The sequence below is a fragment of the Exiguobacterium sp. SH1S1 genome, assembly GCF_004337245.1.
Lineage (GTDB): Bacteria > Bacillota > Bacilli > Exiguobacteriales > Exiguobacteriaceae > Exiguobacterium > Exiguobacterium aurantiacum_A.
On sequence record NZ_SJUZ01000001.1, the window covers coordinates 1,176,797 to 1,193,928 of the forward strand.

The window sequence follows — 17,132 nt, forward strand, 5'->3', positions numbered from 1 at the left end:
TCATTGTCCTCCTGTCGCATATGTCATGACTTTTTCTTGCGTCGCCTCGTCTTTTGCTAACGTCCCTGTGACGACGCCTTCTCGCATGACGACGATTCGATCACTCATCCCGAGCACCTCGGGTAAATCCGAAGATACCATGATGATTGCGACACCTGCCTCTGCCAACTCACTCATAATCGTGTAAATTTCTTTTTTCGCCCCGACATCGACTCCTCGTGTCGGTTCGTCGAGGATGAGCACATCTGGTTCGACGCCAAGCCACTTTCCTAGAACGACTTTTTGTTGGTTCCCGCCAGAAAGCGACTTCACTTTTTGTTCCATCGAATGATGTTTGACACGGAGCTTCTTCAAATATCCGTCCGCGAAGCGCTCCTCGTCTTGTCTCGAGATGATTGTTCCCTTCGCCCGTTTATCGAGCGTTGGTAGCGACAAGTTTTCTCGTAACGAGAAGTCAAGGAGCAACCCTTCGCCTTTTCGGTCTTCTGTCAAAAACGCGATACCGTGACGAATCGCATCAGCCGGCCGTCTGATCTTTATTTCTTTTCCATTCAGTTTGACGACACCGCCTCTTGTGCGGTCGGCGCCGAACAAGGCGCGCATCACCTCGGTCCGACCGGCTCCCATCAATCCTGAGAAACCGACGATTTCACCCGCCCGTACATCGAACGAGACGTTGTGGAACCGGTTACCTATCAAACTATCAACTTCGAGGACGACGTCGCCAATCGTGGCGGTCCGGTCCGGGTAACGTTCCCCGATCTCGCGTCCGACCATCTCTTTGACGATTTCTTCAAATGACGTCTCGGCGATAGGATGCGTCCCGATCGACACCCCATCACGGAGAACGGTGATGCGGTCACACAGTTCAAAAATTTCTTCCATCCGATGGGAGATATAAATGATGGACACGCCTTGGTCACGTAATGCACGCGATACCGAGAACAACGCCCGAATCTCACGGTCGGTCAAGGCGGCCGTCGGTTCGTCCATGACGATGACTTTTGCGTCTGTCATGAGCGCTTTCGCGATCTCAATCATCTGTTGTTGACCGACGGACAAGTTTTTAGCAAGCTCATCGACTTCCATGAATACGTTCAGCTCGGCCAAATATTCCCGGGCGCGACGCTTCATCTCTTGTTGCTTGATGACACCGAACGGACCGGTCAACTCCCGACCGAGGAACAAGTTTTCCATCACCGTCAATTCCGGCAAAATATTCAACTCTTGATGGATGAAGGCGATGCCGGCTCGTTCGGCTTCTTTCGGATGTTTGAACTGCCGCACGGCACCATCGATTTGGACCTCCCCTTCGTCTTGCGCGTGAAGTCCGGTCATCACTTTCATAAGCGTTGATTTGCCGGCCCCGTTCTCACCCATCAACGCGTGAATTTCACCAGGTAACAATTCAAAGTCCACACCTCTCAATACACTTACCGGACCGAAAGACTTATGGATGCGTTTCAACTGGATGTGCATCGAACCCCTCCTTAAAATAAAACGCCGGCGTGTAAAATGACGTTCGCATACGGTGTCGCTTCACCTGTACGAATGACGACTTTCGCCTGCTCGACTTCACGCTTGAACGCTTCATGCGAGCATGTCTTGACCGTTTCGAATCGTTCGGTCAACGCTTTGGCAATCGGCTCGTTCTCGGTGAACACTTCGTCCGCCACCGTAATCTGTTCGATGACCATGTCAGCCTCAACCGCATTCAACACATCAAGAAATGACGGTTCGCCTAGACGTAGTGCTAAATCGACCCGCTTTACTCCTTTAGGGATTGGCAGTCCGCAATCGGCGATGACGACTGTATCCGTATGTCCCAGGTCAGCAAAGACTTTTGCCAAATGACTATTGAGAATCCCATGTTTTTTCATCACACTCGCTCCAATCGTCTCATCACGTCGGCTCGGTTCGGCATCCCGCCTTGAGCCCCGAATCCTTCCACGCTCATGCCCGAAGCTACGACGGCAAAACGCGCGGCTTCTTCTAAATTGTTTCCTTCCACGAGGGAAACTGCGAGAGCGCCATTGAATGTATCTCCCGCCCCGGTCGTATCGACGACATTCGCCAGGATGGCTGGGATATGTTGAATCGTCTTCCCGTCGAAGAAACGAACACCTCTTACTCCTTCTGTCACAATCAATTTGTTTGGGTAACGGCGCAATACGTCTTCAATCGGCAAGTCGCCGAATAGATCGCGGCATTCGTGCTCGTTCGGCGTCACGTAGGTCACCTTTTCAAGTAACTCACTCGTGAGCGCTTGAGACGGCGCCGGATTTAACAGGACTGGAATGTTTCGCTGATGACAGTACGTACTCACTTGTTCGACGGTTTCAATCGGAATTTCTAGTTGCAACAAGACGAGCGTCTGGTCATCAAGCAGTTGCTCCAACTCCACGTCGGTGAAGCGTACATGCTTGTTCGCGGATTGAACGACGACGATTGAGTTATCGCCGTCTGCTAATACGATATGCGCCGTCCCTGTCACTTCTTCGCCAATCGTTCGCAGATGACGCGTCCCGACCTGGTTCTGTTTAAAATTTTGACGGATTATATTCCCAAATTCATCGGATCCGACGCAACCGACCATCTCGACCTGACCACCTAGTCGAGCGGCAGCCACTGCTTGGTTGGCGCCTTTTCCCCCGGGTACCGTCTGAAATGTATTCCCGATGACCGTCTCTCCAGCCTGCGGACGTTTATTTGTCGTGACAACCAAATCCATAGATACACTCCCGATGACAACAATTCGGTTCATGCGTCATGCCCCTTTCGTTTCGTCGTCTGTCGCTCTGTCAGTGTGACAGGCAATAAAATTTCTTTTGCAGCGGTCTCTTTCTTTTCAATCAAATCAAGAAGTCGCTCGGTCGCTAGTCGCCCCATCTCATAGATCGGTTGAGCAATCGTCGTGAGTGGCGGAGACGTCATCTCACCTAACTCGATGCCATCATACCCGATGACTTGTAAGTCTTCAGGCACCCGGACGTTGCGACGCACCGCTTCCTGCAATACTGCGGCGGCGATGACGTCATTGGCGGCAAACACACCATCGAACGGCCAATACTCGTCAAATAATGTTTGTGCCGCCGTGAGCGCCTCTTTGAATGCAAAACTAGAATGTGTCATCCCGACGAGCCGGTCACCCGCCACGTCGAGAAAACCATCTGTCCGTCGTCTCACCGTTAGGAGGTGCTTAGGCCCAGCGATGTGAGCAAGCTTTGTTGCCCCACAGCTCAACAGCGTCTCCGCTGCGAGGCGTCCACCTTCATACCCGTTCGAGATGACGGCATCAATCCCCGGCTTGACGATACGATCTAACGCCACCATCGGTAGTTCTAACTTTTCATAGTTCGGGTTATCCGAATGGTTCGTCGTAATAATCAGTCCATCGACATGCATCGTCTGAAGAGCGACCAAATACGTCTGCTCTTTTGAAAGTTGCTCATCCGTGTTGCAAAGTACGACCTGATAGCCGTGCTGGTTGGCCACGTCTTCAATCGCTCGGGCTAATTGTGGAAAGAACGGATTTGTAATATCCGGCATAATCAAGCCGATCAAGCCCGATGTCTTTTTAAATAATGAACGCGCGACTCGGTTCGGGGCATAGTCAAGTTCGGCGATGGCCCGCTCGACGGCTTCCCGCGCTTCTGCACTTACGTATCCGTTATTGTTCATGACACGGGACACGGTCGCGACAGAAACGTTCGCTCGTTTGGCCACTTGTTTGATTGTCGCCATCTCGAACCTCCTTTTTGGTAACGCTTACAAAACAAGCATAATGTGTAACCGGTTACATATCAACTATTTTTTAAAATTAATCTGTATCAGCTAAGAATTATGAGAACAGGAGCGCCCTCCCATCAAGGAAGACGCTCCTGTTCTCCTGGTCATTTTACGTTTTTCAGATTCCTCCATTAAGAGATGAACGGTTGTCATAATCATCACGCGTGATGACATAGACCAAACTTCGAACGGTCCGCCCGTCCAACCGGGTCAGCTCTTGCGTCGTCGTGAACGCATACGTGAAACCGCACTTCTCGACGACACGACGCGACCGGTCATTGAAATCGAAATAACCGCACCAAATTCGTTCGAGGCCTAGGTCGACAAATCCGTGACGAAGCAGCTCACGCACCGCTTCCGGGACGTAGCCTCTCCCCCAATGATCCGGACTGAGCACGTAGCCGATTTCGCGCTGGTTGTCGTGTTGGATATCCGGGTCTGGTCGCCGGTCGTGCAAACCGATGCTGCCGATCAGTTCGCCGGTCGCTTTCAACGTGATCGCCCAGACGTCTTGATCTTGCTGGAACATACGGATGACGTCCCGCGTCTCGTCGACGGACTCGTGCGGGGCCCAGCCCGCCATCGGTCCGACCCGCTTATTCTTCGCATAGCGATGCATCGCTTCGGCGTCATCGAGCTGAAACGCTCTGAGCCGTAGCCGTTCTGTGTCTAATTGAATCATGTCAGCTGCTCCTTCGCTCGTTTCCCTCGCCTCCGTTCCGGGAACAACGGAACAGAGGAGGGATGACGATGCCGTTTGATTACGACTTAGATTTTGAAACGATTGATTTTCGCGAGCAGCCCGAGCTGTATCGCGTCGGACGAGGTGAACAAGGCGTCCTGCTCGTCGAACCGTATAAGAGTGAGATTTTACCGCACTGGCGCTTTAAGACACCTGCCATCGCCAAACAGTCCGCCGATGAGATCATGGAGCTGTTTGAAGCGTATCGGGCAAACGACGATTTCGTCGGCATGGACATGGCGCGGAAGTTCATCCAGATGGGCCATACCCGGGCCCGTCGTTACGCCAACTATAAAGGTGGCCGCAAGTATAAAGACGACGGGGACATCCATGACCGCCAAATCGATGAAGAGAAAGCCGAGTCGGCCCGCATCTTCAAAGAGCGCTGGGACCAGATCCGAGCGGACAAGGATTATTTGAAGCGAAAGAAAGCCCATCAAAAACAATTTGGCTAATCAACGGACCATGACGATGAAGTTCGTCTGCCCTTTGACGAACGCGGCGACTTGACGGAACCCGACCTGTTCATACAAATGGATGGCCCGCTCGTTGAATGCGGCCACGGTCAAGCGCAGCGGTTTCTCCTCGCGCTCTGCTGCGCCAAGCACCGTCTCGACGAACGAACGACCTTGTCCTTTACCGGTGCGGTCCGGGCGCATGCCCAATCCGATATCGAGATGGATGGCATCGTACGCGTATGTCGGGTTCGGAACTTGCGCGTACGGTCCGAGGCAATAAAAACCGAACAACCCTTCATCGTCGTGAATCGCATGATAAGTCATTAACTCGTCTAACCCTTCAGCCGAAGGGTCCTGATTATAAAAATCATAGGGTGCTTCATACGTCCACGCTTGGATTGCGCGGGCGTTTTCTCGTGTCATCGGTCGAATGTGCATAACCTCCCCCCTTTCTCGCATCTGTTCTTGTTCGTGCCACAGTTGGTGTTTCCCTGTCTCTGACCAAAGAAAAAGGATGGGTTGCCCCATCCTCTCATTATTTTCGTGTCCATGTCGCCGTGATGTCGACGTCGGCCGCATGCATCAAGTTATGGATCGGGCACCGGGCCTCGACGCCTTTTTGTAGCGCCTCGATCCGTTCATCCGACTCGGTCGTGTCGAGCACGATGTTGACGTGCACGTTCTCGAAATAAGTCCGGACCCCTTCGACGCCTTGGAAGCCGCGCGGGTCGAGCGTCCCTTCCGTCGCGAACGTCACACCGTCATAGTTGAAGTCCTGGTCTTGCGCGACATAGGCGATCATGATCGTCGTACACGATGATAGCGCCCCGAGTAAGTATTCGAGCGGATTCGGTCCGGCATCGGTCCCGCCGAGACGTTCCGGCTCATCGACGATAAACGGCTCTAGGTCGCGCACATGCACCGTCGTCTTCACGCTCGTCGCTTCGCCCTCGGCCCGCATCGTCACTAATGGTTTTTCTGACATCCCATCTCCTCCTTTTGAAATCACATCTCTACTACCGTTCCCGTTATGTCGGACCGTGTAACGCGTCGTCGTAAATCGCATAGTCATTTTTACCTTGCTGCTTGATTTGATACATCGCTTGGTCCGCCTTATGAATCAACGTGTCCAAATCCATGCCTTGGTCTGGCGCGACACTGACGCCGATGCTTGCTCGAATCGGGATTACCCCGTGCCCTAGTTTGAACGGCCGTTCCACCAACGTCGTCCGCAGCCGCTCCACGAACATGACGATGTCCGCTTCTTCCACGTCCGTCAAATAGATGTAGAACTCGTCACCGCCGACGCGCGACGCGAGCCCGGTGTCCGGTGTCACTTCTTCGAGCAGGACGCCGAGGTGGATCAAGAAGTCATCGCCGACTTGATGGCCGTAAGTGTCGTTGACTCCTTTAAACCCGTCAAGGTCGAGGATGACGAGGGCAAGGTTGTCCGCTTGAAGCAACGCTTGATCAGCTTGTTCATAAAAAGCCCGACGATTGGCGAGCTTCGTGAGCGGGTCATGATAGGCGAAAAAACGAATCGACTGCTCCGCTTCCTTGAACGTGTGGACATCGCGAATCAAAATCATGCCGTGAATTTTTTGATCGATATAGACGAAGTCACCATCGATGACGACGTATCGTTCTTGTCCGGTCTTCGTCTGAACCTTCGTCTCGAACTCTAAAAACTTCTTTTGGGCCGTGAAGTGCTGTGTATAGTGATCGCACCATTCCTCACGCTTCTTCTCCGGCAATAGGTCGACGAACCGTTCATTGACGACACGGACCGTGTGGAACAACATGCGTGCGGCCGGGTTCGCACTCTCGATCCGACCAGTATCGTCGACGAGCAGAATGGCCGACGGGTTCAAGTTGTACAACGTCCCGTAGCGCTTGGCGTAAGAGGCGAGAAAATCGAGCCGGTTCATTGCCAAAACGAGCGCCACCGTCCAGACCAATCCGCCGTACATATACGCATAAGGCGGAATGACTCCACGAAATTGGAAGTAACCGAACACGATGTCCCAAATCAAGACGAGTACCGCCGTCAAGATGAGTAGACGCAGCACCCGTTGATGTTCATGCCGTTCTGCTCGTTTGAGCGCATACGCCAACAACAAAATAATCAGGAAGTGAAAGACGTTCCCAATCGTCATCGTCGTCAAATAAGAAACGTTGAATTCAGGATAAATCCAGAGCCCGACTTGGTCGAAGCGTTGACTGTTGATGATGTTCTCTTGTCGAATGAACGTCAGAGCAACCGGGATCAACGGTAAGTAGATTGCATACGGGTATACCCATTTCGGCATCTTCGCACCGACGCCCGTCACTTTGACGATGAAATGGACCGAAAAGATAAAGATCAAAATGCCGGCATTGCCGAACCAATAGGTAACGAACGCCGGGCTCGCTTCGATCGGTGACAAGTGACGGCCGAACTCCGCCAAAAACAGCATTGCGTAACCGAATACGAACAGGCTGAGCAGACGATGCTCGACTTGTCGCGGGTTACGTAACAAGACGTCGAGCGCGAGATGGCTCAACAAGAAGGCCGGCAGTAAATAGGCGGCCATATAGACAAATAACGCGGTCATGAACAGACCCCTTTCTTGAATAGATACGTCTTTACTTTCTCTATCGGCCGCATCAATTCCTTTTTCGAACGGGCTGACACATCACCGCAAAAAAGCGAGCGGATTTTCGAATCCGCTCGCTCACATGATTTATATCGTCTCTTCGATTGCAGTATCACCTTTGACCAAATCGATGGCTTTGTTTGCCGCTTCTTGTCGACCGATGACATGGGCCAAGAACGCTGCGACATCCGCCCGCGGGATCTCGCCCGTCGACACGTTGTCGACGTTCACTTTGCCTGTACCGGCATCGTCTGTGAGTGCGCCTGGACGGACGATCGTATAGTCGAGTCCACTCTGTTCGAGCAAACGGTCCGCATGATGTTTTGCCACGTAGTACGGTTTCATCGAATCGGGCCATGCCGAGCGATCTTCCGCTTTCAAGGCACTGAGCATCACGAAGTGCTTGATGTTGCCGTTCGCTTGGGCCGCCTCGACACTTTTCGCTGCACCGTCTAGGTCGATGAGTAACGTTTTGTCGGCTCCCGTGCTGCCGCCCGAACCGGCCGCGAACACGACTGCGTCCATGCCGCTCATCGCTTGCTTCAACGTCTCAACGTCACCTTCTAAGTCTCCGAGAACCGCCTGATAGCCGTTCGCTTTGAACTCGTCTAGCTGCTCTTGTTTCCGCACCATCGCGGTGACTTCGTGCTTCCCATCCTGCTTCAATCGTTCTACGAGTTGCTTTCCAATCTGTCCATTCGCTCCAATTACAAATACGTTCATCTGTCTTCCTCCTCAAATAAAATTCAGAGACAAGCGAAACGCCGTGTGGCCATGGCCACGTCCGGTGCAGAAGCAATGGCCGAGATGACAGCTACGCCGTCAGCCCCGTCACGTCGAATCGCTTCGACGTGTTCAGGCATGATTCCACCAATCCCCACGATTGGCAAATGCTGAAACCGGGCTCGCACTTGCCGAATGAGCATCGTTCCATTCACTTCGGCCGCGTCTTGTTTCGACACAGTCGGATGAATCGGTCCAATTCCGACATAATCGGCGTATCTCGAAGCCGTTGCGGCTTGCTCGATCGAGTGGACCGAGACACCGAGCCACTTCTTTGAACCGATTCGCCGACGAACGACTTCGGCTGCTGCGTCCTCTTGTCCGACATGAACTCCGTCCGCATCGAGTTTGATTGCCAGCTCGACGTCATCGTTGACGATGAACGGGACACGGTACTGTCGACAAAGTGTATGCAACGCTCGTGCCATCGCTTCTTTTTTATCCCCATACAGTGGCTCTTTACCTTTTTCGCGAAATTGAAAACATGTCACACCACATTGAAGCGCCGTTTCGACCGTCTGAACGAGATCAAACGTATCCGCTGTGCCGCAGATGAAGTAGAGCTTTAACCGCTCAACGATAGGCGATGGATTCAATGGAAACCACCTCCTTCGGGTGCTTGTTATACGCCCAATGATTTGTCGGTCCATGCCCGCTGCCGATTTGTAATCCGTGGGCGATGGCACTATGGATGAACTGTTTCGCCTTCTGCGCGGCTTCCGTAACGGTATGCCCGTTCGCGAGCTCCGCTGTTAGCGCAGCCGAAAACGTGCAGCCGGTCCCGTGCGTATCTTTCGTCAGCAACCGTGGTGTCACCATTCGAAACGTATCGGTCTTCGTCATGACTAGGTCTTCGGCGAGAGGACCGTCCAAATGACCGCCTTTCAACATGACGACGTTTGCCCCGTAAGACAACAAGCGCTCAGCTGCTTTCATACGATCAGTGAACGTACAAATCGTCAAGCCGGTCAACACTTCAGCTTCAGGGATATTTGGCGTGACGACCGTCGCCATCGGTAACAGCCTCGTCCGTAGCGCGGTGACGGCGTCCCGTTCAAGCAAGGTCGCACCGCCTTTAGCGATCATGACCGGATCGACGACGACATTTTGAAATCGATGCTGCTCGATTGCGTCCGCCACGACGTCAATCAACTCACGATTGAACAGCATCCCGGTCTTGCACGCCGAGATGATAAAGTCTGATCCGACTGCATCGAGCTGGCGTGCGACGAGGTCGGCGGAGACGGCTTCGACACCGTGCACGCCACGCGTGTTTTGAGCCGTCACCGCGGTCACGACACTCGTGCCAAATACGCCTAATTCTTGAAACGTTTTCAAATCGGCTTGGATTCCGGCTCCCCCGCCAGAGTCCGAACCGGCGATGGTCAAGACTTGAGGCCTCATCGCGCGAACACCTCGATTCGGTCGCTCGGCAGGTCAGTTGACGTCATGGTAGCGAGCGCGTTGAGAAAGTGGATTGGGAAATCCCCCGGACCCGTCGCTGCTTCACTCGCCAACTCGCCGCATCGTGCATATCCGGTGAGCGCGGTCGAGGTTGCCGTCATCACGTCCGGTTCAACAGCAAGGAACGCACCGACGACCGCACTGAGTAGACAGCCGGTGCCTGTCGTCTCTGTCATGAGCGGATGACCGCCCAAAATCTCTAGCGTGACCGTACCATCGCTCACGAAATCCGTCGCCCCGGTAATCACGACAACACAGCTATATCGGTTCGCTGCTCGTTCAGCGAGTTGTTGCGGATGATGTGTGCCGCTTCCGGCGTCGACCCCTTTCGTCGTCCAACCGGCATCGACAAGCGTGGCGACTTCCCCGGCGTTCCCACGGATGACCGTGACGCGGACGTCTCGCAAAATCCGTTCGACGACGTCGCGGCGGAACGGTGTCGCCCCGACACCGACCGGGTCTAGGACGACAGGGCGGCCCGACTGATTCGCGGCTTGTCCGGCGCGGATCATCGTCGCCTCGGTCATTGCGTCAAGCGTCCCGATGTTCAAGACGAGGGCATCGCTCACGGTCGCCATGTCTGCCACTTCTTCGATCGCATCAGCCATGACCGGGGACGCACCGATGGCGAGCAACCCGTTGGCCGAGAAGTTGGCGACGACGGTGTTCGTAATGTTATGGACGAGCGGTCGCTTCAACCGGACGGCTTCCCATAGATCCGGCCTCATTGTCCCACCTCAAGCGGCAGTTCCCACGATTCGAGTGTCCAGGCCATCTCCCAAAACGCGAGCTCATAGTAGCAACTTTTCAAAAACAGTTGCTGATAGCGAATCCGTTCTGACTCCGTCGCTTGTCCCGCCAATTCGTCAAGTCGCTCGATCTGCTCTTCGACGAGTTCACGGAACCATTCCGAACCGTACGTCGCAATCCAAACAGAATAGATCGGATGGTCTGGCTCTGCGTCCTTCAAGCGCTCCCCGATCTCGTAATACACCCAGTAGCATGGAAGAATCGCCGCGAGCACGTCTCCGAGCGTCGGGCCGGCTTGTTGCATATGGAGCGCGTATGCATAAGCCGTCGGAGCTGGTTCGAACGTCGTCCACTCCATGTCACTCACCTCGAGCATCGTAAAAAATTCCCGATGCAACTCGTGCTCCGCCTCGATCGTGTGGAGGGCGTGCGTCAAAAATCGGCTCGCCAGCTCCATCGTCGGGGCAAGTGTAGCGCCCTTCGCCTGTACTTTCGAAAATTGATTCAAGTAGTACGAGTCTTGCATCACGTAATGCCGAAACTTCGCCTCGTCGAGCGTCCCGTCTCCGAGCGCGCGGACGAACGGATGGTGGAAACTCGCCTCAAACAAGGCGTTGGCCTCTTGGCGGATGTGTGCGGTAAATGTCATCGTATTCTCCTCCTTTGTATGAAAAAAGACGCCGCCTCCCATAACGGAAGCGGCGTCGGCCATACACAAAGAGTGTGAGAAAGGACGTTTCGCCCACTTCCCTCCGCTAGCGTGAACTAGATCAGGTTCAAAGGGTCTGGACCTTGTCCATCTCAGCCGCGTCAAGCGACTCCCCTAGTGGCAAACATTATGAAATTCGGTCATCTTCGACCACATCATATCAATCTTTTTGAAAAATGCAAACCCTTTAACGCGAGAAGCGACGGTTGAGCGCGGTCCCAAAATGCGAGAACCGTTCCGTCCCGAGCTTACGACGGTTCGAGGCCGCGAACACGTAATAATCGACCTTCCCCATAAAATAAATCAAGCGCAGTCCTGCGATAAAGAACGTGATGGTCGTGCTGATCGCAAAGCCGACCCCATACCAATCGATCCCGCGCGATAGTAACGACAACGTGAACAAGGCGTTCAATGTGAAGAACGATAGGTTGACGAACAACGCACCACGCCGGTCCTCAAAATAAAGCAAGAGCAGCGTCAGTACGAGAATCATCGCGTTCGCGAACGCGGCGAGCGTCGTCATCCGGAAAATTTGACCGACTTCTTCCGGGACACCAATCCAACCGACGAACACACCCGCCATCAGGATCGCGAACAAGGTGACAACACCTTGACTTCGCCCAAGTCGGATCAATTCATTTTTCAACACCGTCGTCATCGTCTGCTTCGCCTTCTCAATTTGGTGTAACGCCCCGCCATAATTGATCAAGCCGTAAAACGTTCGGTAGCGCTCGTAAAACCTTGTCTCGACAGCGACGACGAACAAGAGCTGGGTCGGGATGATCGTCAAGTACGACCAGAACACAGCCGTGTCATAATACGGATTGAACACGAACGAATCGGCAATCACCATGCGACCTTCACCAAACCAAATGATGAAGTTGGTCACCCAGATCCCAAGCACGTATAACACACCAATCGCGAACAAGTCCGGATACTTATCAAAGTACCGGAAGTATGAAAACTCTCGCGTCGCATACCTGAGCGGAAACGTCCGAAGCATCGCGAAGAATAGCCCGAACAGCGTCACGACCATCCCAACGGTAAAGCCAAACAGAAGCTCGAGGCTCGATGGGTTGACCATGAGACGACTGATCAAATAGACGCTCGCGACTGAAATAACCCCGCCTAGCAAGAAGCTGTAAGCGACCGCTTGATAAAATTTGGCGGCGCTCAAGAACAAGAACATGACCCAGATGACGTTGATGGTCATGAATAAGACGAACAGGACGAGCTTATAGGCGAAACTGAGCGGTGAAATCAGCCAAAACACGCTATACATGACGACGGCAGCGAGAATCGTCACTTTTAACATGCCGGTGAAGACAGGAAAGATCTCATGGGCTTTCTTTTCATAAAACAAATCGGCCACGTATCGCGTGACGACGAGCTGCTGAAAACTAAATAGAATTTGCGAGAAAATGAACGCGTAAGACACGGATAGCATAAACAGTGTCCGTTCCTCGAGTGACAACATCGGCATCTGAAACGCCAACCATTGAATCGTACCGACAACGAGGATGACGATCAGCCAAGGGCCCGATGTGACGAGACCGGAAAACGTGTACGCCTTCAGTCTTGAAGAGTAATAGTCTTCTTGAAACAGCTTTTGTAACTTAAACCCGATGCCCGCCATACTGTTCCCTCCTCGCTTCATAGATGGCTTTATAGCGGTCGACGAACTGTTGCAATCGATAATACTGACGGACACGCTCGCGGCCGTTTTTACCGAAGCGCATCCGTTCGCGCGGATAATCCATCATCCATTCGACTTTGTCAGCGATGGCTTCCGGATGGACCGGAGGAACGATGAAGCCGGCCGGACCGAACGGATCGTCAGCGCGTCCGTAAAGTAGTTCCGAACAAGCCCCGACATCGGTCGCCACCCAAGGGATGCCAGCCGCCATCCCTTCTAAAATGGCAAGCGGCTGCCCTTCCGATATGCTCGTCAACAACAACAAATCAAATTTCGGCAACCAGTCTTGTACGTTCACTTTCCCGACGAGTTCGACATAGTCGGTCAGCCCGCTCTGCTCAATCAGTAGACGACACTCTTCGGCGTACTCTTCGTCCTCATCAAGCGGACCCATGATCGTCAGTTTAAACAGCCGATGGCGCTCTTGAAGGATTTTTGCGGAATAAATCATCGTCTTCAAATCCTTGATCGGAACGAGGCGGACGATAGCCCCGATTTGGAACACATCATTCTCGGCTCGCTCAAGCGTAGCGTGGATATGACGGTCGTCAATCCCGTTGGCGATAATTTTCGTCTTCTCGCTAGGCGCGCCAATCCACTCTTGATATTCGCGATTCCGCTCAAACAGTGTGATAATCTCGTCGGCCGCGTTATACGCCTCGCGTGACAAGTGATGGAAAAAGCGAACCCATCTCGGTTTGTAAGGGGACGGAATCCAATAAGACTGAAGGATTTCTTCCTCGCGTTCACGTGAGTAGATGCCGTGTTCGGTCAAAATGAACGGGATACCTTGCGTCTCTTTCATGTAAGATGCGACGACACCGGCGTAGCCTGTCGAGATGGAGTGGACGAGATCGACTTTTGGTAACGGTTGATGCAACACACGCAAGATCGGCATATACATACTCTGCCACATCCAAAAATAATCGATGAACGAGCCACCGTTCATTTCTTCTGCGTAAGCCGATTTTACGTTTCTCCAAAAGAACTCGCTTGAGAAGAAGGCTTGGCTTGATGGGACTTGTTTCCCGAGAATGCCAAGCGCTTGCCGGTTCGGGTTTTTCAACATGAGCCATTCCGAAATTTCCCGTTCGTCTTCGGCGTCGAGCTTCATTCGACCCTTCGCCTTTTTATCCATATCGCTTAAATAAAGGTGTGTGATTCCTGACACGTTTTGCGGCAACTCATATTTCATATCTTCTGGCCGCTTGACCGATGGCTGAATCGAGATGATTTCAAACTCGACTTCCGGCATCGCTTCAATCAGCGTCTGCGTCCAACTCGAGACACCTCCGCTCACATACGGGTAACTCCCTTCTAACACGAGCCCAATCTTCATTGCGGGTCCCCCTTGATGGCGATTTCAGCGTTCGCTGATGTCAATTGGACGAGATAGAGTGGACGGTCCGCCTCCATCTGCTCGACCGTGCCGAATGCGAATTTGCCTGTGTCCAATGATTGGCCCACTTTTAGACGGACGGTGAAGTGTGACGGATTGACGAGTCCGTCCCCGGTCAAATAAATGGTCTCGTCATCAAACGTGACGTTCAAGTCTGCCTCTTGATACGTGATCAGTTTTTCCGTCGCATAGTGTTGTGTGTAGGCCTCTAAATAGGGATAGCTGACGTTGACATCATCGACGATTTTTTTCAAACTGGCGAACATCGTATCCCAGTCGCGACCGAACGCACGGTCTGGGTCGATGACGTCATCCGGGTGGATAAAGTGTGAAAACACCCCAAAGTTAGCGATCGCATCGACCATTTGGAAGATCGAACCTCTTTCTTCCCCGTAGTCACTCGTGATGCGCGGGAAATGATAGATTCCGGTATGTGTCGTATCAAATTCGAACTCTTGGACAAAATCACCATTTTCCGGGTCACCGGTATAGAGTGACGCAATCGTCCGCAGTTCAGGCAACGCTTCAGCAATCGCGTCGACACCGGTACGATTGAGTGCATTCGAAGGTGGGACGTATGATTTGAGTTGTTCTGCCGGGAAATAGTTAGCAAATACCGACTCTGCCTGCAGCAGCGAACGCTTCATCTCGTCCTTGTCTTTCCACGGAATATATCCGTACGTCGGATCGATCGGTTCATCGGCCGTGACAAGTGATTGGTGATTGTATCCGTGCAACCCGATTTCACCACCCTGCGCCAATAGTTTTCGACCGAAATAGAGCATCGGGAACTCGCCGCGTTTAATCAATTTATCATCTAGCAGTTCCATCTCTTCTTCGTACGTCCCGATCATCGCGCCCGTATAAATGACGTCGTCATCTTGAGCCATGTCGACCATGTCTTTCCACCAATCTTCGGCAAAGAAGTCTTTGACCGATTTATCGAGTGGTGTCGCCGAGACATCTTTCATCTTGCCGTCCATGACTGGAGCCGGAAAGTCATCGATATACATGAGCTTAATCGCCGCTTGGGCACCCACGAACGCAGGCGGTAACGTTCCGAGCGTTTGGACGAACAGTCCGCGAATCATCTTTTGATCGGTGATCGTTGTATTCCAGTACAGAACGTTCCCATCACCGACCTCATATTCCCAAAGGACGGGAAACCCTTCCGCTGACAGCAAAACGTTCGCTTCGTCTGCAATTGCGAAGTCGACGACACTATGGACGAACAGATCGTCCGGTGGATTCAAGTCGACATAACCCGGGAAAATCGTTTCTTCGAAGTTCAGACCGTAAACGTCTGGAACGAATTCACCGATTTCTTCGATACCTGTCACTTCATTCCAAGCGGGGTCTTTGAAACGGTTGGCGAACACGACATTGCCTCCTTGTTCGACGAACCGTTTCGTCTCTTGCAATGGCCATGTCGCGGTTTGTTCTCCTGTAAATACGATGATGCTGTAGGGAGACGGCGTGATCGAACTGACCGCACCCGCATCAATTTCTCGAACGTCTAGTTTGGCGTAACGCAAACCATACAATAAATTATCTGCCGTATTGACCGCCAAATCACCTTCGTCTCGGACAAGGTAAACTTGAAGTTGTTGCTCTCCTGTTTTAGCGGAAGCATCACCTTGCAATTGGTCGATATTCATTCGTTGTTCAGCAACGTTCGGTAACAACGTATGCAAGGAATGAATCCTCAAGTATTGGATAGCACCGACGACGACGAGAAATAACACGATGAAGAGCGAGAATGAGATTACAGTTCGTTTTTCCATGATGTCGAATCACTCCATTCTTCAAACAACAGCCGGTGCTCATAAGGCACATCGTCTAACGAAAATTGTGTTTGCATCATAAACATGACAGCCTTCACCTCGGTCCACCGCTCCCGTTCATAGTAAAAATCGATGAGCATAAGATGGGACTCGATGCGTTCCGGGAAATGGTGAACGTACTCCTTCAATATTTCAAGCTGATCTCTAGGACGTTTTAACGTGATGTAGACTTCGTTTAAATCCTCATAAATCCATGGCGACGGCGGATACAGTGTCTTCGCTGTCAAAATCTCTTTTAACCAGGCCTCACGTCTGTCTTTCAACATGACTTCCGTGATCAGTTCACTGTGAATCATCCGTTTGTAAATTGTCGCTAGCCGGCGAATCGTTTCCGGGTTTCCTAAATCGTATTCATGCTTCGCCAATTTCAACTCTTGCTCGTACTGATCGATGAGAATATTCATCGTCGCGGCCGCATAATGGACTGTTTCACTGTCCGTGCTATTAAGCCCCATCTGCAAGTATTTCCCTTGGTTATTGATGGACTGGTTGACGTGCGTCAAAATCGAGTGCTTGCGAATCGCCGGATCTTTTGAATTGATGGCATCGGCTAACGGCAGCAGGCTAGAGCTTGTTTTCGCATCGTGCCGAATCTGCTCATAATTGACGACCCGAAAATCAATATACTCATCGTAATCTTCAATCAGTCCGCTCCGATCGAAGCGTTCTGCGAAGCGATAAATTGCATATACTGCGACTTCCGCGACAAAAGGTAAAAATAGGCCGAAGCATAAAGCGACTACTGCCACCCCATAGTCTAGCGCTTTCATTTTCCGCTTCAACACCACTAACAAAACGAACGCCAAGATTGCGTGAATCACATAGAGCCCAATCCAAACTAAACTGTCGATGGCTTCCATGA

Annotated in this window: 18 protein-coding genes and 1 riboswitch; of the genes, 1 reads left to right on the plus strand and 17 read right to left on the minus strand. The window is 52.3% G+C overall.

From position 1 onward, the window contains the following. The 5 genes from EVJ23_RS05925 to EVJ23_RS05945 all read right to left on the minus strand — a co-directional run bounded on the left by EVJ23_RS05925 (position 1) and on the right by EVJ23_RS05945 (position 4,471). Positions 1 to 1,479 carry a sugar ABC transporter ATP-binding protein gene (locus EVJ23_RS05925; RefSeq protein ID WP_070329455.1) on the minus strand — a complete coding sequence of 493 codons (1,479 nt, stop codon included), beginning with the start codon at positions 1,477 to 1,479 and terminating at the stop codon, positions 1 to 3. A gap of 11 nt (positions 1,480 to 1,490) precedes the next feature. Continuing rightward, positions 1,491 to 1,880 (minus strand): D-ribose pyranase, encoded by a 390-nt coding sequence (gene rbsD / locus EVJ23_RS05930; protein ID WP_070329456.1) that lies wholly within the window; start codon positions 1,878 to 1,880, stop codon positions 1,491 to 1,493. After that, on the minus strand, positions 1,880 to 2,764 hold the full coding sequence (gene rbsK, locus EVJ23_RS05935; protein ID WP_070329457.1) for a ribokinase: 885 nt from the start codon (positions 2,762 to 2,764) through the stop codon (positions 1,880 to 1,882). Before rbsK ends, rbsD begins: the two co-directional genes overlap by 1 nt. After that, the gene (locus EVJ23_RS05940) at positions 2,761 to 3,744 is read right to left on the minus strand and encodes a LacI family DNA-binding transcriptional regulator (RefSeq protein WP_131464789.1); all 984 of its coding nucleotides are present in this window, start codon (positions 3,742 to 3,744) and stop codon (positions 2,761 to 2,763) included. The genes rbsK and EVJ23_RS05940 overlap by 4 nt, the downstream gene beginning before the upstream one ends. A 163-nt stretch (positions 3,745 to 3,907) precedes the next feature. Then, on the minus strand, positions 3,908 to 4,471 hold the full coding sequence (locus EVJ23_RS05945; protein WP_131464791.1) for a GNAT family N-acetyltransferase: 564 nt from the start codon (positions 4,469 to 4,471) through the stop codon (positions 3,908 to 3,910). 68 nt (positions 4,472 to 4,539) lie between these two features. On the opposite strand from EVJ23_RS05945, the gene EVJ23_RS05950 reads away from it, so the two are divergent. Then, positions 4,540 to 4,986, plus strand: a complete 447-nt coding sequence (locus EVJ23_RS05950) for a DUF4385 domain-containing protein (RefSeq protein WP_131464793.1) — start codon at positions 4,540 to 4,542, stop codon at positions 4,984 to 4,986. Here EVJ23_RS05950 and EVJ23_RS05955 read toward each other — a convergent pair whose 3' ends face one another. From EVJ23_RS05955 to EVJ23_RS06010, 12 genes are all read right to left on the minus strand, one after another. After that, positions 4,987 to 5,427 (minus strand): GNAT family N-acetyltransferase, encoded by a 441-nt coding sequence (locus EVJ23_RS05955; RefSeq protein ID WP_236633485.1) that lies wholly within the window; start codon positions 5,425 to 5,427, stop codon positions 4,987 to 4,989. A 97-nt stretch (positions 5,428 to 5,524) separates the two neighbouring features. Then, a complete protein-coding gene (locus EVJ23_RS05960; protein ID WP_016509231.1) occupies positions 5,525 to 5,974 on the minus strand; it encodes an OsmC family protein in 450 nt (149 codons plus the stop codon). 43 nt (positions 5,975 to 6,017) lie between these two features. Further along, the gene (locus EVJ23_RS05965; RefSeq protein WP_071398520.1) at positions 6,018 to 7,583 is read right to left on the minus strand and encodes a GGDEF domain-containing protein; all 1,566 of its coding nucleotides are present in this window, start codon (positions 7,581 to 7,583) and stop codon (positions 6,018 to 6,020) included. A gap of 129 nt (positions 7,584 to 7,712) precedes the next feature. Continuing rightward, a complete protein-coding gene (locus EVJ23_RS05970) occupies positions 7,713 to 8,348 on the minus strand; it encodes an SDR family oxidoreductase (protein WP_070329462.1) in 636 nt (211 codons plus the stop codon). Positions 8,349 to 8,371: 23 nt separating this feature from the next. After that, entirely contained in the window at positions 8,372 to 9,043 is a 672-nt protein-coding gene (gene thiE, locus EVJ23_RS05975; protein WP_370252133.1) for a thiamine phosphate synthase, read from the minus strand. Next, a complete protein-coding gene (gene thiD / locus EVJ23_RS05980; protein WP_131464799.1) occupies positions 8,982 to 9,812 on the minus strand; it encodes a bifunctional hydroxymethylpyrimidine kinase/phosphomethylpyrimidine kinase in 831 nt (276 codons plus the stop codon). The genes thiE and thiD overlap by 62 nt, the downstream gene beginning before the upstream one ends. Continuing rightward, the gene (gene thiM, locus EVJ23_RS05985) at positions 9,809 to 10,600 is read right to left on the minus strand and encodes a hydroxyethylthiazole kinase (RefSeq protein ID WP_131464801.1); all 792 of its coding nucleotides are present in this window, start codon (positions 10,598 to 10,600) and stop codon (positions 9,809 to 9,811) included. Before thiM ends, thiD begins: the two co-directional genes overlap by 4 nt. Beyond that, positions 10,597 to 11,271 carry a thiaminase II gene (gene tenA / locus EVJ23_RS05990; RefSeq protein WP_131464803.1) on the minus strand — a complete coding sequence of 225 codons (675 nt, stop codon included), beginning with the start codon at positions 11,269 to 11,271 and terminating at the stop codon, positions 10,597 to 10,599. Before tenA ends, thiM begins: the two co-directional genes overlap by 4 nt. 81 nt (positions 11,272 to 11,352) lie before the next feature. Then, positions 11,353 to 11,457, minus strand: a riboswitch (TPP riboswitch). A gap of 61 nt (positions 11,458 to 11,518) precedes the next feature. Then, entirely contained in the window at positions 11,519 to 12,967 is a 1,449-nt protein-coding gene (gene pelG, locus EVJ23_RS05995; RefSeq protein WP_070329467.1) for an exopolysaccharide Pel transporter PelG, read from the minus strand. Further along, positions 12,948 to 14,366 (minus strand): GT4 family glycosyltransferase PelF, encoded by a 1,419-nt coding sequence (pelF, locus tag EVJ23_RS06000; protein ID WP_131464805.1) that lies wholly within the window; start codon positions 14,364 to 14,366, stop codon positions 12,948 to 12,950. Before pelF ends, pelG begins: the two co-directional genes overlap by 20 nt. Then, the gene (locus EVJ23_RS06005; RefSeq protein WP_070329469.1) at positions 14,363 to 16,210 is read right to left on the minus strand and encodes a DUF2194 domain-containing protein; all 1,848 of its coding nucleotides are present in this window, start codon (positions 16,208 to 16,210) and stop codon (positions 14,363 to 14,365) included. Before EVJ23_RS06005 ends, pelF begins: the two co-directional genes overlap by 4 nt. After that, positions 16,192 to 17,130 (minus strand): tetratricopeptide repeat protein, encoded by a 939-nt coding sequence (locus EVJ23_RS06010; protein WP_070329470.1) that lies wholly within the window; start codon positions 17,128 to 17,130, stop codon positions 16,192 to 16,194. Before EVJ23_RS06010 ends, EVJ23_RS06005 begins: the two co-directional genes overlap by 19 nt. Between the last annotated feature and the right edge of the window lie 2 nt (positions 17,131 to 17,132).